The sequence below is a fragment of the Micromonospora sp. B9E7 genome (assembly GCF_039871815.1).
Lineage (GTDB): Bacteria > Actinomycetota > Actinomycetes > Mycobacteriales > Micromonosporaceae > Micromonospora.
The window spans coordinates 193828-216735 of record NZ_JBDPLX010000001.1; the positions used below are offsets into that span (position 1 = coordinate 193828).

General features: G+C 70.7%; 17 protein-coding genes. 9 read left to right on the forward strand and 8 right to left on the reverse strand.

The genetic code is table 11. From position 1 onward, the window contains the following. Positions 1 to 76 precede the first annotated feature (76 nt). The 5 genes from ABGB10_RS00865 to ABGB10_RS00885 all read left to right on the forward strand — a co-directional run bounded on the left by ABGB10_RS00865 (position 77) and on the right by ABGB10_RS00885 (position 5260). A complete protein-coding gene (locus ABGB10_RS00865) occupies positions 77 to 1225 on the forward strand; it encodes a sensor histidine kinase (RefSeq protein WP_347658866.1) in 1149 nt (382 codons plus the stop codon). After that, the gene (locus ABGB10_RS00870) at positions 1222 to 1884 is read left to right on the forward strand and encodes a response regulator transcription factor (protein WP_347658867.1); all 663 of its coding nucleotides are present in this window, start codon (positions 1222 to 1224) and stop codon (positions 1882 to 1884) included. The genes ABGB10_RS00865 and ABGB10_RS00870 overlap by 4 nt, the downstream gene beginning before the upstream one ends. 75 nt (positions 1885 to 1959) lie before the next feature. Then, on the forward strand, positions 1960 to 3102 hold the full coding sequence (locus ABGB10_RS00875) for an acyltransferase (protein WP_347658868.1): 1143 nt from the start codon (positions 1960 to 1962) through the stop codon (positions 3100 to 3102). Then, positions 3099 to 4241: an alanine racemase gene (gene alr, locus ABGB10_RS00880; protein ID WP_347658869.1), complete on the forward strand. Its 1143-nt coding sequence runs from the start codon at positions 3099 to 3101 to the stop codon at positions 4239 to 4241. The genes ABGB10_RS00875 and alr overlap by 4 nt, the downstream gene beginning before the upstream one ends. After that, a complete protein-coding gene (locus tag ABGB10_RS00885; RefSeq protein ID WP_347658870.1) occupies positions 4238 to 5260 on the forward strand; it encodes a D-alanine--D-alanine ligase family protein in 1023 nt (340 codons plus the stop codon). The genes alr and ABGB10_RS00885 overlap by 4 nt, the downstream gene beginning before the upstream one ends. Before the next feature lie 18 nt (positions 5261 to 5278). On the opposite strand, the gene ABGB10_RS00890 is transcribed toward ABGB10_RS00885, so the two are convergent. The 4 genes from ABGB10_RS00890 to ABGB10_RS00905 are packed head-to-tail and all read right to left on the reverse strand — an operon-like array spanning position 5279 to position 8979. Further along, complete coding sequence (locus tag ABGB10_RS00890; protein WP_347658871.1) at positions 5279 to 5836, reverse strand: hypothetical protein; 558 nt, start codon at positions 5834 to 5836, stop codon at positions 5279 to 5281. Beyond that, the gene (locus ABGB10_RS00895; protein ID WP_347658872.1) at positions 5833 to 7290 is read right to left on the reverse strand and encodes a HAMP domain-containing sensor histidine kinase; all 1458 of its coding nucleotides are present in this window, start codon (positions 7288 to 7290) and stop codon (positions 5833 to 5835) included. Before ABGB10_RS00895 ends, ABGB10_RS00890 begins: the two co-directional genes overlap by 4 nt. Then, positions 7287 to 7982: a response regulator transcription factor gene (locus ABGB10_RS00900; protein ID WP_347658873.1), complete on the reverse strand. Its 696-nt coding sequence runs from the start codon at positions 7980 to 7982 to the stop codon at positions 7287 to 7289. Before ABGB10_RS00900 ends, ABGB10_RS00895 begins: the two co-directional genes overlap by 4 nt. Positions 7983 to 7998: 16 nt before the next feature. Then, positions 7999 to 8979 carry a phosphatase PAP2 family protein gene (locus ABGB10_RS00905; RefSeq protein WP_347658874.1) on the reverse strand — a complete coding sequence of 327 codons (981 nt, stop codon included), beginning with the start codon at positions 8977 to 8979 and terminating at the stop codon, positions 7999 to 8001. A gap of 268 nt (positions 8980 to 9247) precedes the next feature. Here ABGB10_RS00905 and ABGB10_RS00910 point away from each other — a divergent pair, with 268 nt between their 5' ends. After that, positions 9248 to 9895, forward strand: a complete 648-nt coding sequence (locus ABGB10_RS00910) for a winged helix-turn-helix domain-containing protein (protein ID WP_347658875.1) — start codon at positions 9248 to 9250, stop codon at positions 9893 to 9895. 68 nt (positions 9896 to 9963) lie between these two features. Here the strand turns inward: ABGB10_RS00910 and ABGB10_RS00915 are convergent, their stop codons facing one another. Then, a complete protein-coding gene (locus ABGB10_RS00915; RefSeq protein WP_347658876.1) occupies positions 9964 to 14346 on the reverse strand; it encodes a S8 family serine peptidase in 4383 nt (1460 codons plus the stop codon). A 281-nt stretch (positions 14347 to 14627) separates the two neighbouring features. Here ABGB10_RS00915 and ABGB10_RS00920 point away from each other — a divergent pair, with 281 nt between their 5' ends. From ABGB10_RS00920 to ABGB10_RS00930, 3 genes are all read left to right on the forward strand, one after another. Further along, on the forward strand, positions 14628 to 15158 hold the full coding sequence (locus ABGB10_RS00920; protein ID WP_347658877.1) for a winged helix-turn-helix domain-containing protein: 531 nt from the start codon (positions 14628 to 14630) through the stop codon (positions 15156 to 15158). A 52-nt stretch (positions 15159 to 15210) separates the two neighbouring features. Next, a complete protein-coding gene (locus ABGB10_RS00925; RefSeq protein ID WP_347659227.1) occupies positions 15211 to 15492 on the forward strand; it encodes a VOC family protein in 282 nt (93 codons plus the stop codon). A 339-nt stretch (positions 15493 to 15831) separates the two neighbouring features. Then, entirely contained in the window at positions 15832 to 17391 is a 1560-nt protein-coding gene (locus ABGB10_RS00930; protein WP_347659228.1) for an OFA family MFS transporter, read from the forward strand. 84 nt (positions 17392 to 17475) lie between these two features. Here the strand turns inward: ABGB10_RS00930 and nrfD are convergent, their stop codons facing one another. The 3 genes from nrfD to fdh are packed head-to-tail and all read right to left on the reverse strand — an operon-like array spanning position 17476 to position 22865. Continuing rightward, positions 17476 to 18546 carry an NrfD/PsrC family molybdoenzyme membrane anchor subunit gene (gene nrfD, locus ABGB10_RS00935; protein ID WP_347658878.1) on the reverse strand — a complete coding sequence of 357 codons (1071 nt, stop codon included), beginning with the start codon at positions 18544 to 18546 and terminating at the stop codon, positions 17476 to 17478. After that, positions 18543 to 19586, reverse strand: a complete 1044-nt coding sequence (locus ABGB10_RS00940; protein ID WP_347658879.1) for a 4Fe-4S dicluster domain-containing protein — start codon at positions 19584 to 19586, stop codon at positions 18543 to 18545. Before ABGB10_RS00940 ends, nrfD begins: the two co-directional genes overlap by 4 nt. Before the next feature lie 3 nt (positions 19587 to 19589). Then, a complete protein-coding gene (fdh, locus tag ABGB10_RS00945; RefSeq protein ID WP_347658880.1) occupies positions 19590 to 22865 on the reverse strand; it encodes a formate dehydrogenase in 3276 nt (1091 codons plus the stop codon). Positions 22866 to 22908 lie beyond the last annotated feature (43 nt).

The following is a 22908-nucleotide window of genomic DNA, read 5'->3' on the forward strand; positions in this document are numbered from 1 at the left end:
CTACATCCGCTGCGGTAGTACCGACTGCCGCGTCAGGGTGACGTGCCGCACGGGCGATTCGTCTATCGTTCCCGGCATGATCGGCGCGGGTTTGCGGAGGACGTTGTGGTTGGTCGCCGAGCCCATCGGCCTCACCGTCCTGGTGATCGTCGGCGCGCGGACCGCGCCGCCCGGTCGCGAGGTGCTCGACGTCGTCGGCTTCCTGCTGCTGACCTTCCCGGCCCTGGCGACCGCGGCACGCCGGCAGCTGCCGGTGCCGGTGCTCGCGCTGACCGCAGCTGCCCTGGTGGCGTACCAGATCAGGGGTTATCCGGGCGTCACCCCGGCGCTGCCGGTCCTGCTCGCCCTGTACGCGACGGTGACCGCGGAGCACCGCAGGGCCGCCGGGGTCGCCATCGGCCTCATCCTGGTCGGCGGTTCCGCGGGGGAGACGGTCGCACTCGGCGATGCCGGGCCGCCCGCCGACACGTTCCAGCGCTGGTTCCTGCTCATCGGCTGGATGGTCGCGATCAGCGTCGCGGCGGAGTTGTCCCGCCAGCGCCGCCGCTACCTCGCACAGGTCGAGCAGCGCGCAGTCGACGCGGAGCGCACCCGCGAAGACGCCGCCCGGCGCCGCGCCGACGAGGAGCGGCTGCGTATCGCCCGCGAGCTGCACGACTCGCTCACCCACTGCATCTCGATCATCAACGTGCAGGCGGGGGTCGCCGTGCACCTGGCCCGCAAGCGCGGCGAGGCGGTGCCCGACGCGATGGTCGCCGTCCAGCAGGCGAGCCGCGAGGCGATGCGGGAGTTGCGCGCCACGCTGGAGGTGCTGCGGACCGAGAGTCCGGCGGGCGAAGCGCGCCTGGATCGGCTGGACGACCTGGTCGACGGCGCCCGCCGGGCTGGCCTGCCGGTGACCCTGAACGTCGGCGGCCATCCTCGTCCGTTGCCGTTGGCGGTCGACCGCGCCGCGTACCGGATCGTTCAGGAGTCCCTGACCAACATCGCCCGGCACGCGGGCCCGGCAACGGCGTCGGTCGAACTCCGGTACGACGTCGGCGCGCTCGCCGTCCGGGTCGACGACGACGGCAAGGGCGTGGCGACCGCCGACCTCGCTCCTGGCGTCGGGCTGCTCGGCATGCGGGAACGGGTCGCCGCGCTGGGCGGGTCGTTGGAGACAGGCCCGCGCGACGGGAGCGGCTTCCGCGTATATGCCACCCTCCCGCTGGACGGTCCAGCATGATCCGGTTGCTGCTCGTCGACGACCAGGCGCTGGTCCGCGCCGGTTTCCGCGCGTTGCTCGACGCCGAAGACGACCTCGAGGTGGTCGCCGAAGGCACCAACGGCCGTGAAGCGGTCGACCTCGCGGGCCGGCACCGCCCCGACGTCGCGCTGATCGACATCCAGATGCCGGTCCTCGACGGCATACAGGCCACCCGGCAGATCGCGGCGGACCCGGCGCTGGGCGGCGTGCACGTCGTCATCCTCACCAACTACGGGCTCGACGAGCACGTCTATGCCGCGCTGCGGGCCGGGGCAGCAGGCTTCCTGGTCAAGGACACCGAGCCGGAGGACCTCCTGCACGGCGTCCGAGTCGCTGCCCGGGGCGACACGCTGCTCTCCCCGACGATCACGCGCCGGCTCATCAGCGAATACCTGACGCACCCGCCGCCGGGGGCGCGCGGGGCGGAGTTGGCGGCCCTGACCCGGCGGGAACGCGAGGTGGTCGCACTCGCCGCCCGTGGCCTGTCCAACGACGAGATCGCCGCACGGATGGTGATCAGCGTCGCCACGGCGAAGACCCACATCAGTCGGGCGATGTCCAAGCTGCGGGCCCGTGACCGGGCGCAGCTCGTGGTCCTCGCGTACGAGGCCGGCCTGGTGGTGCCCGGCGGCGGGTGAGGCCGGCGACAGCCATTACCGGTTCATGACAATCCGTGGATCACGTGCGGATATCCGGCTGGCAACTTCGGGTGGGTGATCCAACAGCCCACCAAGTCCCGGCCCGCCGAACTGGAGCCGGACGCGACGCGCGTCCGGTTCCGCCACCGGTACCGGACCGGGACCACCACCGCCGCAGGGCTGTCCCGGCGGGCGGAGTGGGCCGACGCCGCGAAGGGCGTCTGCATCATTCTCGTCGTCCTGTGGCACGTCGTCGTGAAGGACTACCTGCAGATCGACTGGCACCTCGGCGTCCCGGTGCCGGGCCTGTGGGGAACGCTGGGTGAGCAGTTCCTTCCCCTGCGGATGCCGCTGTTCTTCACCATCTCGGGCGTCTTCGCGGCGAACGCCGCCCAGCGGCCCTGGCGGGTCGTGGCCCGCAGCCGGGTCGCCGGGTTCCTCTACCTGTACGCCCTCTGGCTGCTGATCCACACGGCGATCCTGGCCGCCGCCCCGGAGCTGCCGACCGACCGCGCCACCTCCGCCCTCGGCGTGCTGGAGCAGCTCACCATCACGCCGTCCAACCTCTGGTACCTGTACGCCCTGGCGCTGTACTTCACGATCGCCAAGGCGACCCGTCGGGCACCCCGGGCGCTGGTGCTCGTACCCGCCGCGGTGTTGTCCGCGGTCGCCGCCGCCGGCCTGCTCGACACACCGGGCAACCGTGGCGGCCTCTACCAGAATCTGGTGTTCTTCCTCGCCGGCCTGTACCTGCGACCGCAGATCCAGCGGTGGGCCGCCACCGCCAGCCGGCGACGTCTCCTGCTGACCTCGGGGGCCTACGTTCTCGCGCTCGCCGCGATGGCGGTGGCCGGCGCACAGCAGTGGTTCGGCGTGTGGCCGGCGGTCTCCGTCGTGGCAGTGATCTTCGGCATAACCGCCGCTGCCAGGCTGGCCCGCTGGTCGGCGCTCAGCAAACCGATGGCTAGTCTCGGCCGCATCACGCTGCCGATCTACGTCGTCCACATGCCGGTCCTGGCTCTGCTGCACCGGCTGTTGCTCGTACCGGTTTCCGAGCTGGGGCGGTCCGCTCAGGGCCTGATAGTCCTCGGATATCCGGTTCTGCTGACCGGCCTGGTGATCGGCCTGAGCCTGGCCGTGCACCGTGGCCTGCTGGCGGTGCGGGCGGGCTGGCTGTTCGCGCTGCCCGGCCCTCGTCGACCGGAGGCGGCCCGATGAGCGCCCTGGCCGAGGCCCTCGTCGACCTCGACGCGATCGCCGGCAACGTGCGGACGATCGCGTCGGTCACCGGCACCGACCTGATGGCGGTGGTGAAGGCGGACGGGTTCGGCCACGGCGCGGTGCAGGTGGCCCGGGCGGCGGTGCGCGCGGGCGCGAGCTGGTTGGGGGTGACCTCGGCGAGCGAGGCCCTGGCCCTGCGTGACGCGGGTGTGACCGCGCCCACGTTGAGCTGGCTGCACGGGCCGAGCGACGACTTCGGTAAGTTGATCAACGCTGGTGTCGACGTCGGCGTGTCGACGACGACGCACCTGCACGCTGTCGCCGACGCGGTCCACCTGCTCGGCGTGCCGGCGATGGTGCAGCTCAAGGCGGACACCGGTTTGTCCCGCAACGGGGCCGCCGGGGACGACTGGCCCGAGTTGGTGGGTTGGGCCCGCAAGTACGAACGGGAGGGCGGGATCCGGGTGCGCGGCGTGTGGTCCCACCTCATGGACGCGGACCTGCCGGGCGCTCCCGAGCTGACCCGACAGGTGACGACCTTCGAGGAGGCGCTGCGGGTCGCGCGGTCGGCCGGCCTCGACCCCGATCTCGTCCACCTGGCCAACTCGGCGGCCGCGTTGTCCGCGCCACGGACCCGCTTCGACCTCTGCCGGATCGGGATCGCGCTCTACGGCGTGGACCCCTTCGGCGCCACCGGCCCGGGCGAGTTCGGGCTGCACGCCGCGATGACCCTGCGCACGAGCGTGGTCAACGTCAAGCGGGTGCCGGCCGGCACCGGTGTCTCCTACGGGCCCGAACATGTGACCGGGGCGTCGACCACCCTGGCGCTGCTGCCACTCGGGTACGCCGACGGACTTCCCCGGGCCGCGGGTGGCCGCGCCTGGGTGTGGCTCGCCGGCCGGCGGTGCCCGATCGTCGGGCGCATCGCCATGGACCAGTGCGTGGTCGACGTCGGGGACCTGCCCGTGGCGATCGGCGACCCGGTCGTGGTGTTCGGCCCGGCCGAGGCCGACCAGAGCCCACCGACGGTGGTCGAGTGGGCCCGCTGGGCCGACACCAACCCACACGAGATCTTGACCGGCATCGGGGCCCGGGTGGCCCGCGACCACCACCACGGAAGGGCACGCATTTCATGACAACCCGACTGGCAGTGCTGTACGGCGGGCAGAGCGGCGAGCACGACGTGTCCTGCCGCTCGGCGGCGAGCATCCTCGCTCACCTGGACCGTGAGCGGTACCAGGTCGTCGAGGTACTCATCGACCGCGACGGCGGGTGGCACGTCGACGGACGCCCGACGCCACTTCCGGCGGCGCTGCGCGTGCTGCGCGCCCAGGACGTGGTGTTCCCGGCCCTGCACGGCCCGTACGGCGAGGACGGCACCGTGTCGTCGCTGCTCGAGTGGCTCGGCGTGCCGTACGTCGGCAACGGCGTCTTCGCCAGCGCCGCCGGCATGGACAAGGGGGTCACCAAGCGGCTCCTCGCCGCGGAAGGGCTGCGGGTCAGCCCGGGGGTGACCCTGCGGCCGGGCGAGGACCTGTCGGCCGACGACCGGCGACGCCTGGACCTGCCGGTCTTCGTCAAGCCGGCTCGGGCCGGCTCCAGTCTGGGCGTCGTCAAGGTGGACGACTGGTCGGGCGTTCCCGCCGCGCTGGAGCAGGCCCGACAGGTCGACCCGAAGGTGCTGGTCGAGCAGGGGGCCCGGGGGCGGGAGATCGACGTGGCCGTCCTCCAACACCCGGACGGCCGGGTGCAGGCCGGCCCGCCGCTGGAGATCCGGGTGACCGGTGCCGGCTTCTTCGACTACGACGCGAAGTACGACGGCGGTGCGGTCTTCCAGATCCCCGCCGCGCTCGACGCGGCGACCACCGAGGTGCTCCAGGACCGCGCGATCCGCGCCTTCCACGCCCTCGACTGCCGTGGGCTGCTCCGGGTGGACTTCTTCCTGCCCACCGAGGCGTCGCCCGAGCCCATCGTGAACGAGGTGAACACGTTCCCCGGTTTCACCGCCGCGTCGCAGTTCCCACAGATCTGGCAGCAGGCCGGCATCGGGTTCGCCGACCTGATCGACATCCTGATCGACGGCGCGCTGGCCGACCAGGACCACGGCCGGCACAGCGGGTTGCCCGGGCTGGGCCGGGCGGTCGACCTGGTGTGAGCGGTGGTGGGTGCCCGGTCACCTGATCGGGCACCGCCGAGGCGGCCGGGCACCGTCCGGCCCGACGATGGTGACCGTGGCGGACCTGTTCGTGAGGCCGGTCTGCGCCGCGGCGTCTGCGACCGTGCAGACGATCTGGTCGACCGCGTTCGTCGACAACGGCCGCGCCGCACCGGTCGTCGTCACCGTGAGGCCGGATCGCTGCGTCTCCGGCGTCACCATGACCAGGCCGAGCCCGGCGGGCACCTCGCTGGTCAGGCCGCTGGCACGTTCGTTCCCGCTCGGACCCGCCGCGAGCAGGGCGAGGGCCTGGGCCGGCTGGCAGGACGAGCCGACCGGGGATGCCGGTGAACAGTTCACGGCGGGCGATGCACCGGACTGGATCACTTTCGGCTGGCGCAGGACCAGCGCGAGTTCGCCCTGCGCGAGCAGGTAGACCCCGATGCCCTCGGTGGGGCCGCTGACCGCGGCGCGACCGGTGATGACGCCGCTGGGCCTAACTCCACACCCCGCCGTGAGCAGGGCGACGAGCAGGCTGCCGGCGATCAGCGCGCGGCCCGTCCGCCGGGCGGTCACCGGGCACCTCCGGCGTACGCCGTCTCGCGGGGCAGGCGGAGCGTGAACACGGCACCGCCACCGGGGCGGTTACCGGCGACCAGGCTTCCCCGTCGTTCACCGTGTCGGTGCAGGCGCGCGTTCTCCCAGGAGATGGCGAGGCCGAGGCCGCTTCCCTCGGACCGGGTTCGGGCGGTGTCGGCCTTGTAGAGACGGTCGAAGACGTGCGGCAACACGTCCGGGTCCAGGCCGGGCCCCTGGTCGGCCACGTCGACGGTGACCCACTCCTCGTCGGCGCTCAGGCGCACGGACACCGGCTCGGCACCGTGCCGGAAGGCGTTGCCGACCAGGTTGGCGACGATGACGTCCAGCCGACGGGGGTCGACCCGGGCCACGACTCCGGGTGGCAGCTCCGCGCGTACCCGGTCGGTCCAGCCGCGGATGCGCAGGGTCGCGGTCACCGCCGCGGCCACGTCGACGTCGTCCAGGGCGAGCCGTGCCGTGCCGGAGTCGAACCTGCTGACCTCGATGAGGTCGTTGACCAGCTGGGTGAGGTTCTGCGTCTCCTGACTGACCAGCCGGGCGGCCCGGCCCGCGTCCCCTGGCAGGTGTTCCGCCTCCTCGTCGAGGACGTCGGTGACCGCCGTCATCGCGGCCAGCGGCGTACGAAGTTCGTGCGAGACGTCCGCCACGAACCGGCGCGCGTCGGACTCCATCCGGCGCAGCTCGCCGACCTGCCGCTCCAGCGTTCCCGCGGTGTCGTTGAAGGTCCGCGCCACATCGGCCAGCTCGTCGACGCCCCGGACGGTCAGCCGGGTGGTCAGGTCCCCCTCGCCGAGGCGGCGCGCCGCCCGGCCCAACTCGCGTACGGGTCGCAGCACACTGCCGGCGGCCAGCAGGGCCAGCAGGACGGCGAGGACCAGCGACAGCCCGCCGGTCAGCCACGCGCGGGTGGCGAGCCGGTCGATGCTCTGCTGCTCGGGCAGGAGGCTGCGCATCGAGTAGACCTCCAGCCCGGACGGTCGGGAGGTGCCATCGGGTCGTTCCAGCCCCAGTTGGGTGCCGATGAGCAGCTTGGGTTCTCCGTCGAGCGCGACCCGTTGCCAGGCGACGGAGCCGTCGCCGACCTCCTGCCGCAGCTCGGGGGTGAGCGCGTCGGCCACCCCGAAGCTCTGCGACCGTAGGTCACGGTAGACGACCACCGTGGTCGTGTCCCGGTCGGAGAGGCGCTGGGCCAGCAGGTCCAGGTCGTTCTGGTTCGGTGGGAGCTGGACTATCGGGTAGACCTTGCTGAGCTGGTCGGTCAGCGACATCACCGCGGCGTCCTGCGCCTGTTGGAGGATGACCGTCCGGGCCTGAAAGTAGCTGCCGCTGGCCACGACGGCCGTAGTGGTCACGCCGAGCAGCGCGAACGCGAGGAGCAGCCGGACCCGCAGGCCCGAGACCCGGGTGCCAGCCCAGCGCCAGAGTGTCACAGCGGCCCGAACCGGTATCCGAATCCGCGGACGGTCTGGATGAAGACCGGCGCCGACGAGTCGACCTCGATCTTGGCGCGCAGCCGCTGGACGCACGCGTCCACGAGCCGCGAGTCGCCGAGGTACCCGTGCTCCCACACGGCCTCCAGCAGTTGCTGGCGGCTGAGCACCTGGCCCGGCGTGTGCGAGAGTTCGAGCAGCAGACGCAGCTCGGTCGGGGCGAGGCCGACCGGCACGCCGTCCTTGCTGACCACCAGCGCCGCCCGGTCGATGGTCAGCGCGCCGTGCTGTTCCAGGCCGGGCCGCTCGCCACCGGCACGCCGCGAGTCGCCGCCGGTCCGTCGGAGCACCGCGCGGATCCGCGCCTCGAGCACCCGGGCCTGCACGGGCTTGACCACGTAGTCGTCGGCGCCGGCCTCCAGCCCCGCCACCACGTCCATGTCGTCGTTGCGGGCGGTCAGCATGATGATCGGCAGGTCGCCAAGCTGCCGGATCCGGCGGCAGACCTCGAACCCGTCCATCCCGGGCAGCATCAGATCGAGGACCACGACGTCGGACGCGCTGGTGCGCAGCCGTTCCAACCCCTGCTCCCCGGTCTCCACGGCGTGCACCGTGTGGCCCTGTCGGGTGAGCGCCAGCTGAAGCCCGTCGCGCACCGTCTGGTGGTCTTCGATCAGCAGGACCTGGGACATGTCGTCAAGTATCCCATCATGAGATCTTCTGGAAATCGCTCGGCGACGGCAGCTCACCACGCCGGGCCCGCAGCGGGACCACGAAGTCCGCCGAACGCACCAGGAACACCACCGAACCCACCAGGAACATCGTCGACGCGCCCGCCACCACGATGGCGACGAGCGCCCCGCGCTGCACCGAGGCCGCCAGAGCGGGGACCACGATCACCACTGCGCCGACCAACGCGACCAGGCCCACCGCCACCTCGGCCAACCCGCGCCACAGGCTCCCGCCGTCCGGCCCACCGTCCGACTCCCGGTCACCCCGCAGGCCCGCCAACGCGGCCGCGGCCAGGCAGAACAACGCCACCCCCAGCAGTACGCCGCCCAGCACGTCACTGAACCGGTGCCAGCCCGCGATCATCGTGGCCGAGGCGATCACCGAGACACCGGCGGCGCCGGGCACCGTCACCCAGCGCCGGGCCCACCCGGGCAGGACCAGCATGAACGCCAGCAACAGCGCCGTCGCCGCGGCGACATGGCCGCTGGGGAAGCTGTTGTGGGTGGTCGAACTCTCGATCTGGAGATCCGGACGGGGCAACGCCGACTTCACCACGCCGGCCGTCACCACCGTGCCGACCACCATGCCCACACCGACGACCCCCGCCACCAGCCGCCGGCGGAGCACACCCACCAGCAGCACCGCGCCGAGCAGCGCGGCGAGGAGTGTCGGGCTGCCGAAGGTGGCCAGCACGGTCTTGGCCGGACCCACCAGGACGGTCTCCTGCTCGTACCCCCCGCCCCGCTCGGCGCGCGGCAGGAGCAGGCCGTCCAGCCACTGACCGGGGTACGTCCGGACGAAGACGGCGGCGGTGAGCGCCAACGCGACCAGACAACACAGCGCCGCCGCGAGCAGCCGGAGACCCAGCGGCACCGCCACGCGGGCGGTTGGCAGGGGTCGCGCCGGCGGCGGGCTGGGCGTCGACCGCCCCACGGGGTACGACGATCCGATGGTCATGCCGGCCATGCTCGTTCCGGCAGGTCTGTATGCCGTACTCGGATTGTCTTGGTTCTGTCACAACTGCCCCCGCTGCTTCCGGGAGGCGGATCGTCGTCGGGAGGGCCGGGGTGGACCTCGACGGAGCAACGGGATTCACGTGCTTACATGCAACCATGTTTTACCCCGCCGAGATCAGCCACCACTAGGGTCAGGACACCGATCGATGTCTTCGTCGGTGCGAAGAATCCATCCGGAGTGAGCTGGGGAACCGGAAGGGGTTGGGGGAATGCAGGGAATTCCAGTCGCCAGCCTGGTCATCGGCATCGCGTCCTCGCCGGCCGAACGCCGACATCTGGCCCGGCTGCTCGGCGGAAGTGACGCCTTTCTGATCGTCTCGACAGTCGACCAGGCCCGAGAGTTCCTCGGTGTGGTCGACACGCCTCCGGCGGCGACCTCGCCGGACCGGCCTGTGCTCGCCGAGGCCCGGCAAACCGAAACCGCCACGGCCCCGCAGGCCGCAACCGTGCTCGCCACGGCCCCGCAGGCCGCAACCGTGCTCGCCACGGCTCCGCAGACGAGCACCATGCTCGCCACGGCTCCGCAGACGAGCACCATGCTCGCCGAGGTGACACCGAGCCCGCAGCCGTCGCCGGACCTGGCCGTCGACTCCGACCGCCGGGTGCTGCGGTGGCGCGACCAGGAGATCGACCTGACCCGGTTGGAGCACGACGTCCTGCTCTGCCTGGTGCACGCGCCCGGGCAGATCTGGACCTACGAGCGTCTGCACCTTGAGGTCTGGGGCAACCGGCACCTCGGCCGGGGCTCCGACATGCACTCGGTGGTCCGCCGGGTGCGCGGCAAGCTCGCGAGACTCAACGCCGCGACGACCATCCACTCGGTACGCGGCGTCGGCTTCCGGCTCGCTCCGGTCTGACCCTCGGACACGGTCCGGCCCGCCTGGTCGAGACCAGGCGGGCCGGACGGTGCGCTAACGCTCAGGCGTCAGCACTTGATCGGCACCAACCCGAAGTTCTCCACCGTGGGAGTGGTGGTGTTGATCTTCGTCTGGCGGGTCTGCGGCTTCCAGCCGTCCTTGGCGACGATCATCGTGAGCGGGTTGTTGCGGCGGTCCACCCAGTAGGCGTACTTGCCCTCGGCATCGGTGGCGAAGGTGTACGACGCCGCCCACGAGTCGACCTGGACGACCGCGCCGGTGAGCGGCGAGGTCGCACCCTGGCAGCTGCTGCCGATGACCGTACCCATGAGCTTGCCCCAGGTCTTCGGGGGGTTCGCGGTCATGGTCACCGCGACCGGCGCCACCGAGTACGGCGTGTTCTCGGTGATCCCGACCGAGCCGGAGTAGGTGCCCGGCTGGTCCACGTTCGCCGTCAGACCGACGGTGACCGTCACCTTCGCACCCGGTGCGAGGGTGGCCGACGACTTGTCGATGGTCATCCAGCTGACGTCGGCCGCCGACTCGGCGCATCCCTCGAAGCCCGGGAGCACCTCGCTGTTGGCCGCCGCGTTGAAGCTGCCGGACGAGCCGCCGACCTTGTAGAAGCCGCATGCCGCGCCGCCCCGGTAACGGGCGGTGTTGGCGTTCGGCAGGTTGGACCACGAGCCGGCGGCCGGGTCGAAGGCGAAGCCGGCGTTGCTGATGGCCCCACCCTGCGAACCACCGACGACGAGCAGCTTGCCGCTGGCGACGGCGTACGAGCTGGCCCAGTTGTCGGCCGGCGCGTCGGCGATCGCGGTCCAGGTGTTGGCACCCGGGTCGAAGGCGTAGCTGGACTTCTGCGAAACCGAACCGTCGTTGCCGCCGGTGCAGTAGACCATGCCGTCGATCCCGCCGCAGGAGGCGAAGGCCACCGACTTCGGGTAGTTGGCCATCGTCTCCCAGGCGTCGGTCGCCGGGTCGTACCGGACGACGCTGTTCGACATCGGCGTACAGGCGGCCGTGGTGCAGCCACCGATGGCGTACAGCTTGCCGTCGACGACGGCCTGACCGGCGGCGGCTCGCGGTGCCGGGTTGTCGGCCAGCTCCGTCCAGGTGTTGGCCCCCGGGTCGTACGACCACGTGGCGGAGTCCGGGCCCTCGTCGCCCCAGCCACCGCTGGCGATGATCTTCCCGTTCAGGACGCCCACCGTCACGGCGTTACGAGCGCCCGGGAGGTCCGCGATCGCCGTCCAGGTCTGGGCGGCCGGGTCGTAGGCGTAGTTCTTGGTGGTGGAGGCGCTACCGTCGCCACCACCGATCGAGTACACCTTGCCGTCCAGGTTCACCACCCGGTTGTCCATGATCGCGGACGGGTAGTTGGCGATGTCGGTCCACGGTGCCGCTTGCGGGCCGACCGCGGAGGCGGCGGCCTTGGCCTCCTTGCCGGACGCCTTGGCGGCGAACGACGTCGGTACGGTGAGCCGCTGCTCCGGCGCACCGCTGCCCCCGAGCACCTGCTGCCGGGTGACCTTGGACCCGTCCGCCCGGAGGAGTTCGAATCCGTTGTCCCGCTCGCCGAACTTGACCTCGACCGGCGCGCCGCCGGTGTTGGTCACCGTGAACGTCCTGCTCGCCTTGCCGTTGGGCATCTGGAGCGTCGCGCTCAGCTCAGTCGGCGTCACCGACAGCCGGCCGGCCGCGAGCTGGAAGTTCGCGGTGGTCGCCCAGTCGGCCTCGACGTCGACCGACTTGGTCTGGCTGACGTAGTTGCCGGCGCTCGCCGTGAACTCGTGCTCGCCGGTCACCGACGAGTAGATCCAGTAGAAGCCGTCGGCCAGCCCCGGGTCGTCCGGGGTCGCCACCGTGACGGCCTTCTCGGTGGGCCGGTCCTTGCTGGTGACGGTCGCACCGTTGACGTAGCTGTCGTCGTTCTTGTCGCGGACGTTGCCGACGACCAGACCGCCGTCGACCGGCACGCAGGTGACCTGGCTGCCGATGAGGACGTTGTCGACCTCCCACCACCACTCGTACGAGGCGTCGTAGTAGTGGAACCGCACCTGCACCTGCGCCTGGCCAGCCGCCTGCGGGATCGGAATCTCGGTCACCTTCGGTCCCCGGACGTCGGTCTCCTGCCGGAGCAGGTTGGTCCAGGTGGTGCCACCGTCGATGCTCAGATCGACGTCGGCGGTGTCGTCGGCCAGCTGGTTGAAGTCCTGGTTGAACCGGATGACCGGGGCCGTGACAGCGGTCAGGTCGACCACCGGGCTGACCAGGGAGGTGTCCTGGCTGCTGCCCGCTCCGTAGGCGTCGCTGTCGATCATCGCGAAGTTTCCGGTGCCGCCGGTCAGGTTGCCCCGGTCGCCGTCGTCGGTGAACTTCCAGACCTGACCGCTGCCCGCGTTGTCCACGACGGTCCAGCCGGCCGGGGTGGTCGTGCCGTCGAACGTCTCGTACTCACCGTCGGAGCCGAACGTGTAGCCGGGTGCCGTGGTGCAGGTGTCGGTGTCCACCGGCACCGCGACGTTGGCGGTGGCGTTACCCGTGCCGACCACGACCTGCTTGGTGACGGTCTGGTAGCCCGGGTACTGCGACTCGTACTTCAGGGTGTAGGTCTGCCCGGCCGGCAGCTTGATGCTGTAGCGACCGTTCGACGGGGTGGTGTAGTCGTAGACGCCGGACACGCCGGTGACGGTCACCTTCGCGTACAACGGCCAGCCGTGGCCGGAGCCGTCGGTGACCGATCCGGTGACGTTGACACTGGGCACCGGCGTCAACGCGACGTCGAGCGTGGTGGTCGCGCTCTTGGCGACGGTCGCCGGCTTCGTGGTGCTGCCGTAGCCGAAGGCCGCCACGGCGACCTGGTAGTCACCGGTGGGCAGTTGGGTCGAGTACTTGCCGTCGGCGCCGGTGGTCAGCTCCCGCGCGGCCGGGCCGGTGAGCGTCAGGGTCGCGCCGGCGATCGGGGCGCCGGTGGCCGCGTCGGTGACCGTGCCGGCCAGGGTGCCGATGTCGCCGGTCGGGGCCGCGTTGAGCAACGCGAGGGCGTCCAGCGTGCCTTCGCCGTAGACGTTGTTGTCGGCCGCGGTGCCGCCACACTGGTCGTCGGCCTTGTCGACCGCCGCGCCGTTGAGCAGCGCACGGGTGGCGTCGACGTCACCGATCAGCGATGGCGCCGCCGAGTACAGCAACGCGATCGTGCCCGCCAGGTGTGGTGCGGCCATCGAGGTGCCGCTGATGCTGCCGTACGCGCTGCCCGGGATGCTCGACCGGATGTTCACGCCCGGTGCCGAGATGTTGGGCTTGATCTCGCCGTTCTGTCCGACGCCCCGGGCGGAGAAGCCGGCGACGTTGTTGTTGATGTCGTACGCGCCGGTCGAGTAGTTGCTGGCGAGGCTGCCCGGCGAACCACTGGTCTGGCACGCCGGCCCGCTGTTGCCGTTGGACCAGGCGCCGAAGATCCCGGACGCGGTCCAGGCGTTCGTCACGTCCTCCATGAACGGCTCGTTCGACGGGTCCCGGGTGCCCCACGAGTTGTTGATGATGTTCGGCCGCTTGCTCGCGTCCGCGTTCTGACCGTTGAGGTCCAGCGGTTCGAGCATCCACTGACCGGATTCGATCAGGGCGGCGTCACTGGGGCAGCAACCGTTCGCCGCGATCCACTTGACCCCGGGGGCGACACCGATCTGGTTCGCGCCGTCGGAGCCGGCCATGGTGCCCATCGTGTGCGTACCGTGGCCGTCGCCGTCACAGGGGGCGGTCGCGCAGGCACCGGTGGCTTCGGCCGCGTTGAACCAGTTGTAGTTGTGGTCGAACGTGCCGTCGCCGTTGTTGCCGCGGTAGGAGTTGACGAGCGCCGGGTGGTTGAACTGGACCCCGGTGTCGATGTTCGCGATGGTGATGCCCTCGCCCTTGACGCCGTACTGGGACCAGACGTCGTCGGCGTTGATGTTGGCGATGCCCCACTCGAGGGCGTTCACGGTCTTCTCGTCCGCGCCCTTGGTGGTCTCGGGCACCTTGTAGGCAACCGGCGCGTAGAGGCCCTCGACCTCCGAGTGCCCGGCGAACTTCTGCGCCATCGCGAGCGAGCCGCTGCTCACCTTGATCGCGTTGGTGGCCCAGAAGGTCTGGTACCTGGCGCCCGAGCTGTCGAGGTCGGCCCGGATCTTGCCCTGGCTCGCGGCGGCGGTCTTGCGCAGAGCGTCCGCGACCGCGGTGCCGCGCTTCGACCAGTCCTTGATGGCGCTGGCCTTGCTGAGGTCCGCCCGGTCCTTGAACCGGATCCAGAAGTCCCCTTCACTCTTGGCCTGGAGCTGCTTGGCGAGCTCGGGTCGGATCTTGTCGCCGGTCGGGGCGCCCGCCTGCATCCCGCCGCCCGGCGCGGCCTGTGCTCCGGAGCCGACGGTGGCCAAGCATGTCGCGGCGAGGATCGCCGCCGCACCGGCGCTCACCAGTGATCTGGCTGTGCGCCGCCATTGTGGACGTCTGAACATCGGTGCTGCCTCCCTCAGAACGACCCAGGGTGAAGATGGGCCATGGGTGGACTCCCCATGCACCGCGCGGGTCACGCCGGTTGCCCGAGTGGACACTATGATCGAGAAGAAAGGACGATCAAGAACTTGCCGTGAGCAACTTGTCGCTAAGAGTTGCAGCGCTGGCGACGCGCTTGCCAATCATTGTCAGGACCATGACGAGAGCCGGGCAGGGATGCCCATCGATCCCGGGCGGTGCTGTGGCCGAGGACGACGATGCGACGTCGAACAGGGAGGGTCCGGCCGACGAGCCGTTCCCGCTACTGATCGCGGTGACCTCGTCGCCGGCCGAACGCATCCGGCTCGCGGAACGTCTCGACGGCATCGCACCGTTGCTGCTCGTGGCCGACCTCGACGAGCTACGCCGACTGATCGCCACCCCGCAGCAGATGGCAGTCGCCGCGTCCGAGCCCGCGCCGGTCACCGCTCTGGTGATCGACTCGGCCCGATCCAGCGCCCGCTGCGGGGAACGGGAGGTCGACCTCACCCGGCTGGAACACGACCTGCTGACCTGCCTGATCACCGAGCCGGCCCGGGTCTGGAGCTACGCGGAGTTGCACCGGTCGGTCTGGGGTGACGAGGGACGTGAACGGAAGGCGGACGTGCAGTCGCTGGTGAAGCGGCTACGCCGCAAGCTGCACGACCTCGGCACCGGGGCCACCATCGACGTCGTTCGAGGCGTCGGGCTGCGGCTGACCGATCACCAGCAGGCCCGGGTCGAACGCGCCTGACGCGCCGGCGCATGAACTGATCAAGGGGCGGGTACGACCTGACAACCTGGGGATCGACCTGATCCAGTTCCAGGACCCGGTAGGCGAGGCCGCCCAGGTGGCCGCCAACCGGCCCGGCTCGATGCACCTCTGCTTCCACGTGGACGACGTGCGTTCGTTCTTCGACCGGATGCGCGCCGCCGGGTTCGAGTTCCTCGGGGAGCCGTACACCTTCGCGGCCGGTGAGGTGAACCCGCCGGAGGCCCTCGGCACCGAGGTCGCGTACTTCAACGACCCGGACGGGACGAACCTCGAACTCATCGCGCCGAAGGGTGGCTTCGCCCGCAGCGAGTGAGCCACGCGGGCGGCGTGGGGGGCCGGCCGGAGACGGCACGCCCCCACGCCGCTCCACCGAGGGAGAAGGGTCAGATCGGCCCCCGGCCCGGGGCGAACCGGACATGCCGCGCCCGCACGCTGACCCCTGTCGCTGGCGAGCCGACGTCCCCCATCCCGCGTTTCTGGGTAATCACATGGCGTGAACCTGTCGCCACGTAACGTGAGGCTAAGCCGGTAATCGGCTGACGCCAGACGTGCGCCGAGCCGCCACTGCGGCGGCGCCCCTCGGCCAACTGCCGGGTCGGACAGCTCGGCAACGTCCCGGCCTTTTCAGCCGCAGGAGGTGTGGACGATGCCCATGCTGTCGGTCTTCGATCCCCGGCACACGGTCGCTCCCCCGGGATACAGCCGCTGGCTCATTCCGACCGCCGCACTGGCCGTGCACGTCTGCATCGGCCAGGTCTACGCGACGAGTGTCTACAAGAACTCCCTCATCGCGCACTTCGACACCAGCCAGACGGCGATCGGGGCGATCTTCAGTATCGCCATCGTCATGCTGGGTTCGTCCGCGGCGGTGGGTGGCCGTTGGGTGGAGCGGAACGGACCGCGCCGGGCGATGTTCGTCTCCGCCTGCTTCTGGGCGGTCGGGTTCCTGGTCGGCGCACTCGGCATCGCGACCCAACAACTCTGGCTCCTCTACCTCGGGTACGGCGTCATCGGCGGCATCGGGCTCGGCATCGGCTACATCTCGCCCGTCTCCACCCTGATCAAGTGGTTCCCGGACCGCCCCGGCCTCGCCACCGGGCTGGCCATCATGGGGTTCGGCGGCGGCGCCCTGGTCGCCGGCCCGCTCGCGCGCCAACTGCTCTCCCTCTACGACTCCGGCTACAACCCCAACAACCCGGCCGCCGTGGCGTCGGGCAACGCCCTCGTGGCGCTCTTCGTCACGTTCGGCATCGGCTATTTCGTGATCATGATGTTCGGCCCGTTCAACGTCCGGGTGCCGGCGCCGGACTGGCGGCCCGCCGGGTTCGACCCCGCGAGCGTCGCCGCCCGGCCGCTGGTGACGACGGCGAGCGTGTCCGCGTCGAACGCCGTGCGTACCCGGTCGTTCTGGTTGCTGTGGATCGTGCTGTTCTGCAACGTCACCGCGGGCATCGGCATCCTGGAGCAGGCAAGCCCGATGATCCAGGACTTCTTCCGGGACAACGGGACCACCACCACGGTCTCGGTGACGGCGGCGGCCGGTTTCGTGGGAGTGCTGTCGCTGTTCAACATGGCTGGGCGGTTCGTCTGGTCCACGACGTCCGACCTCATCGGCCGCAAGCCCATCTACATGGTCTACCTCGGCGTCGGCATGGTGCTGTACCTGCTGCTCGCCGTGGCCGGCCACTCCGCGACCGCCGTCTTCGTGCTGATCGCCGCCGCGATCATCTCCTTCTACGGCGGTGGCTTCGCCACCATGCCCGCCTACCTGCGTGACCTGTTCGGCACCTTCCAGGTCGGGGCCATCCACGGCCGGATCCTGACCGCCTGGTCGGCCGCGGGTGTCGCCGGTCCGCTGATCGTCAACGGGATCCTCGACACGCAGGGCAAGCCCGGCACCCTCACCGCGGCCGCGTACCGGCCCGCGCTGTTCACCATGGTCGGCATCCTCGCCATCGGATTCGTCGCGAACCTGCTGGTCCGTTCCGTGCCCGAGCGGTTCCACGAACCGAACCGAGGGCCGACCTCACCCGTGGCGAAGGCCACCGTCACCGAGCCGGTCGCTCTCGGGCGGGACAGTCGACCTCCCGCGCCGCCGCGCGTCGGTAGCCAGACCGGGCGGCTCTGGTTGTCGTGGCTGCTGATCGCGGTACTACTCGGGTACGGCATCGTCCAGACCGCGATCACCGCCGCGAAGCTGTTCACCGGCTGACGCGCGGCGGCCCGTCGCGGCCGGACCTCTTGCATCGCAACGGAAGGCGCCCCTGAAGGGGGCGCCTTCCGTTCGCCGATCCGCTCAGAGTTGGGTGGTCGACCGGTTCTCGGCGAGCCGCTCCCGTTGCGGCACGACGGTGTACTTCGGATCGCGGGCCGACACCCTTCCCGCCTCGAAGACGCCGAACCGGGTGGCGACCGACGACGCCACGAGGGCAGTGCCGGAGATCGCCGACAGGACCCGGCTGCGTCGGCTGACCAACGCGATGGCGGTGCCCACGGCGAGCAGGGCGCGTCCCGCCTTGACGAGCCGGCCGCTGCGTCCGTGCCTGTAGGGCTCGCTGGTGAGGCCCTGCCGCTCCAGCCGGTGCCCCCCGCCCAACTCGATGGCCGCGGCGGCCAGGGCGAGTCGGCGCAGTGGGGTGGTCTCCGCGGCCGGCGCCGCGATCAGTCCGACCCCGGACGCGGCGGCGAGCGCGCTACCGGCGAAGACGAACGGCAGCGACGGGTAGGCGTCGTGCCAGGACGGCACGGCCGTGTCGGCGAGCAGCACCCCGGTGTACGTCGCCAGCGCCGGCGCGGTGGCCGCGGCGGCCAGGCCGGCGACGTTGCCGACGGGCGGTGCGAGCCGACGGGCGAGGCCGAGCACACCGTGCTGCGGGAGCAGCGGCGCGAGCTCGGCGACCGCGGCCACGCCGGCCAGCGGGCCGAACGCGGCGAGGATCCAGGTGCCGACCGACATCGGCGAGGTCACCTTGGCGACCCGGAGCATGTGATGGAACCGGGCCGGCCGGCCGAGGTCGTGGACCAGCAGGTACGTGCTGGCGGCGACGCCTCCGAGGGCCGTCCAACGGCCCACCTTGCGTAGTCCGGGTCGTCCGGTCAGTTGGGCGCCCGCGCCGATCAGCGCACTTCCGGCGGCGAGGCCTCCGGTGAACAGGTAGCCGGCGATGTCGTACTTCCACACCGGTGGCTTCAGAACCGGCCGGCCGTAGTAGGAGGCGAAGTCGGCCGGCGGCACCGTGAGCTGCTCGCCGTCGCCGCCTCGTCTGCGGGGCTGCCGGTGGCGCTTTCCGTCGGGCTGATCGAGGCCAGCCTGGAACTCGCGGAACCGGGCGCCGACCGGCTCGTTCGATGGCGTCCCGTCGGTCATCGCCGCCTGCCCAGGAACGCGACCGCCGTGGCGACCCCCATCGTCATCGCTGCCAGGCCGGCACGCTTCCACATGGCCGGCAGGTCGCGGGTGGTCACGATCGGGTCCGGGGGCAGCCCGTACACCTCCGGCTCGTCCAACAGCAGGAAGAACGCACCATCACCACCGACGCCGTCGTTCGGGTCATGCCCGTACAGACGCGCCTCGGGGACGCCCCGCTCGTGCAGCGTCTCGACCCGCGCGGCGGCCCGCTCCCGCAGCTCGTCCAGCGGCCCGTACTGGATCGACTCCGTCGGACACGCCTGCGCACACGCCGGCGTCATCCCCGCACCCAACCGGTCATAGCACAGCGTGCACTTCCACGCCCGACCATCATCCTTACGTTGATCGATGACGCCGTACGGACACGCCGAGATGCAGTAACCACAACCGTTGCAGATGTCCTCCTGCACCACCACGGTGCCGAACTCCGTCCGGAACAACGAACCGGTCGGACACACATCCAGGCAGGCCGCATGGGTGCAGTGCTTGCACACATCCGACATCATCAACCAGCGGAAATCCGTCCGCTCCTCCGCGCCCGAGCCCCTCCCCGGCGGCTGCGCACCCGGCATCCCCAGGAACTCCGGCCCGCCCGACATGCGGGCCGCCGCGGCAGGCGAGCCGGTGTCCAGGCCGGGGTCGGTTCCGGTGTCGGTGCTGGTACGCGCGCCGACGGCCGCCGTGAGCGGGCTGATCGCCGGCCCGTCCGGTTCCCCCTCGAACGCCGGAGTCGCCCAGCCGGCCGAGCGGGGCTGCTCGATGAACGCGACGTGCCGCCACGAGTTGGCGGTCAACGCGCCGGTGTTGTCGTACGACATGCCCAGCAGGTCGAGCCCACCCGCGGGGACGCCGTTCCACTCCTTGCAGGCCACCTCGCACGCTTTGCAGCCGATGCAGACGCTGGTGTCGGTGAAGAACCCCATCCGCGGCGGCGGGTTCTCGTAGCCGGCGTCCGGTGCGGGGTCCAGCGGCCCGTACAGGGCGTTGGCGTGGGGCATCGGTCAGGCCTCCTGGTCGCTGCTGCTGTCGGCGACGTCGGTCGTGACCATCGGCGGGTACCGTTGGACGAGGTTCCCCGACCGCCGCCGGTAGTCGACGACGAGGTCCAACAGATCCTGTCCTCTGGGGCGTCGTCCGGGCCGGACGTCGCACGTGCCGACCTTGCTTTCCTGAATCAGGACGTTCGGGTCGAGGGTGATGCCGAACAGGTCGTTGGCCGAGTCGCCCGTCACCAGGCCCTCGTAGCCGAAGTGGTACGGCACCCAGACCTGGTGGATGACCCGGCCATCCACCCGCAGCGGCGTGACACGGTCGGTCACCAGTACCTTCGCCTCGACGGCCGCGCGGCTGGTGACCAGGTGGGCCCAGCCCAGGTGACTCAACCCTCGCAGGGCCGCCAACTCCGGCGACACCTCGACGAACATCTCCGGTTGCAGCTCGGCCAGCGGTGACACGGTCCGGCTCATCCCGCCGGCGGTGTGGTGCTCGGTGAGCCGGCTGACCGTGAACACGTACGGGAAGACGTCGCTGTGCTGCTGCGGCGGACTCGGGTTCAAACTGTTGATCGGGTGCGCGTAGACCTTGCGGGTGGGGTTGGCCTGCTGCCGGTAGAGCGGGTTGCGCACCGGCGACTCGACCGGCTCGTAGTGGGTGGGCAGCGGCCCGTCGAGCACGCCGGTGGGCGCGTACAGCCAGCCCTTGCCGTCACCCTGGAGGATGAACGGGTCGTCGCCGGCGATGCCCGCCACGCCCGAGGCGTCGCGCTCCGGCCGGTAGGACGGCGGCTTGGTCTTCTCGAAGTCCGCCACGTCGTAACCGGTCCACTCGGATTTCTCGGCGTCCCACCACACGTAACGCTTGCGCTCGGACCACGGGTTGCCGTCCGGGTCCGCCGACGCGCGGTTGTACAGGATGCGCCGGTTCGCCGGCCACGCCCAACCCCACTCCGGCGCCACCAGAGACTGCTCCGCGCCGGGTTTGCGGCGGGCGGCCTGGTTGACGCCGTCCGCGTACACGCCGGTGTAGATCCAGCAACCGGCGACGGTGGAGCCGTCGTCCTTCATCTCGGTGAACGACGCCAGCGGCCGACCGGTGGCCACGTCGTACCCGTTGATCTCCCGCAGCACCGCCTCGGCGCTCGGCTCCGCGTGCGGACCGTGCGTGGGGTAGTCCCAGCTGAGGTCGAGCAGCGCCCGGTCGCGGGGCGTGGTCGACGCTGCCAACCGTTCCCGGATGATGCGCCCGAGGTGGTAGAAGAACCACAGCTCGGAGCGGGCGTCGCCCGGCGGTTCGACGGCCTTCTCCCGCCACTGCAACAGGCGTTGCGTCTGGGTGAAGGTCCCCTCCTTCTCCACGTGTGAGGCGGCGGGCAGGAAGAACACCTCGGTGCGGCACTCCTCGGGCACGATCTCTCCGGTGGCGAGCTCGGGCCCGTTCTGCCAGAACGTCGCGCTCTCGATCATGAACAGGTCCCGAACAACCAACCAGTCCAGGTTGGCCATCCCGAGCCGCTGCGCCCGACCGTGCGCCGACCCGACCGCCGGATTCTGCCCGAGCAGGAAGTACCCCTTGATCTTCCCGTCGATCATGTCGAGCACCTGCTGGTACGTGCCGTGATCACCGGTCATCCGCGGCAGGTAGCCGTAGCAGTAGTCGTTTTCGGCGGTGGCGGCATCACCCCAGTACGCCTTGAGCAGGTTGACGCCGTACGTGCGGGCGTTGCCCCAGAACCCCTTCTGTCCCGGGTGCCGGATGCTGTCCACCCACTCGTCCAGGGTCGGGTGGTCGGCGTGGTGCGGCATCGGCAGGTAGCCGGGCAGCAGGTTGAACAACGTCGGGATGTCGGTAGAGCCCTGGATGCTGGCGTGTCCCCGCAGGGCCATCACCCCGCCACCTGGGCGGCCCACGTTGCCCAACAGCAGCTGGATGATCGCGCCGGTGCGGATGTACTGCACACCGACGCTGTGCTGGGTCCAACCCACCGAGTAGACGAGCATGCCGGTGCGGTCGCGGCCGGAGTTCTCCGTCCACGACTGGGCCAACTCCAGGAACTTCTCCTGCGGGACGCCGCAGACCCGTTCCACCATCTCGGGTGTGTAGCGGGCGTAGTGCCGCTTGAGGATCTGGTAGACGCAGCGCGGGTGCTGCAACGTCTCGTCGCGTTCGGTCTCGCCGCCGACCGGTGCGCCGTGCGACTCGTGTTCCAACCCGGCCGCGGTCTCCCGCTGGGTCTCGCTGTCCCGGGTCGTCTGGTCCTGCGAGTGGCCCTCGTAGCGCCAACTGGCCTGGTCGTAGGTCGCGTTGTCGTCGTTGAAGCCGGAGAAGAGACCGTGCATGTCCTCGGTGTCGGCGAACTCCTCGGTCACGATCGTCGCCGCGTTGGTGTAGGCCACGACGTACTCCCGGAAGTCCAGCTCGTTTTCGAGGATGTAGCGCACCACCCCACCGAGCAGCGCGATGTCGGTGCCCGCCCGGATCGGCAGGTACGAATCGGCCAGCGCGCTGGTGCGGGTGAACCGCGGGTCGACGTGGAAGACCTTCGCGCCCCGGCGCTTGGCCTCCATCACCCACTGGAAACCCACCGGGTGTGCCTCGGCCATGTTCGAACCCTGGATGACGATGACGTCGGAGTTCGACAGGTCCTGCTGGAACTGGGTGGCGCCGCCACGGCCGAAGCTGGTCCCCAGACCGGGGACGGTGGCGGAGTGTCAAATACGGGCCTGGTTCTCGATCTGGAGCGCCCCCATCGCGGTGAACAACTTCTTGATGAGGTAGTTCTCCTCGTTGTCCAGCGTCGCCCCACCCAGGCTGGAGATGCCCAGGGTCCGGTTGAGCGGTCGCCCCTCGGGGTCGACGTCCTCCCAGGTGTCGTCCCGGGCGGCCAGCACCCGGTCGGCGATCATGTTCATCGCCGTGTCGAGGTCGAGGTCCTCCCACTCGGTGCCGTACGGGCGGCGGTAGCGCACCTTGGTCTGCCGCAACGGACTGGTCACCAGGCTCTTGCTGGCCGAGCCCTTCGGACAGAGCCGACCCCGCGAGATCGGACTGTCCGGATCACCCTCGATCTGGGTGACCTGCCCGTCCTTCACGTACACCCGCTGGCCGCAACCGACGGCGCAGTACGGGCAGACGGACCGGGCCATCGAGTCGGCGGTGTCGGTGCGGGCGGTGAGCGCGCGGGACCCGTCGGACTTCGCCGCGGCACCACGGCCGAGCGGGTCGGTGCCGGTGAGCTGGCGGTAGACCGGCCAGCCCTCGATCCAGCGAGGCACCCCCATCGCGCACCTTCCCGACTAATCACACCAAATGTGAATAGCCTGA

Excerpts from the sequence above, each read along its gene's own strand:
- ABGB10_RS00900 (WP_347658873.1), bottom strand. The coding sequence starts at position 7,982 with ATGTCCCAGGTCCTGCTGATCGAAGACCACCAGACGGTGCGCGACGGG.
- ABGB10_RS00905 (WP_347658874.1), bottom strand. The coding sequence starts at position 8,979 with ATGACCATCGGATCGTCGTACCCCGTGGGGCGGTCGACGCCCAGCCCG.
- ABGB10_RS00885 (WP_347658870.1), top strand. The coding sequence starts at position 4,238 with ATGACAACCCGACTGGCAGTGCTGTACGGCGGGCAGAGCGGCGAGCAC.
- ABGB10_RS00865 (WP_347658866.1), top strand. The coding sequence starts at position 77 with ATGATCGGCGCGGGTTTGCGGAGGACGTTGTGGTTGGTCGCCGAGCCC.
- ABGB10_RS00910 (WP_347658875.1), top strand. The coding sequence starts at position 9,248 with ATGCAGGGAATTCCAGTCGCCAGCCTGGTCATCGGCATCGCGTCCTCG.
- ABGB10_RS00930 (WP_347659228.1), top strand. The coding sequence starts at position 15,832 with ATGCTGTCGGTCTTCGATCCCCGGCACACGGTCGCTCCCCCGGGATAC.
- ABGB10_RS00940 (WP_347658879.1), bottom strand. The coding sequence starts at position 19,586 with ATGCCCCACGCCAACGCCCTGTACGGGCCGCTGGACCCCGCACCGGAC.
- alr (WP_347658869.1), top strand. The coding sequence starts at position 3,099 with ATGAGCGCCCTGGCCGAGGCCCTCGTCGACCTCGACGCGATCGCCGGC.
- ABGB10_RS00870 (WP_347658867.1), top strand. The coding sequence starts at position 1,222 with ATGATCCGGTTGCTGCTCGTCGACGACCAGGCGCTGGTCCGCGCCGGT.
- nrfD (WP_347658878.1), bottom strand. The coding sequence starts at position 18,546 with ATGACCGACGGGACGCCATCGAACGAGCCGGTCGGCGCCCGGTTCCGC.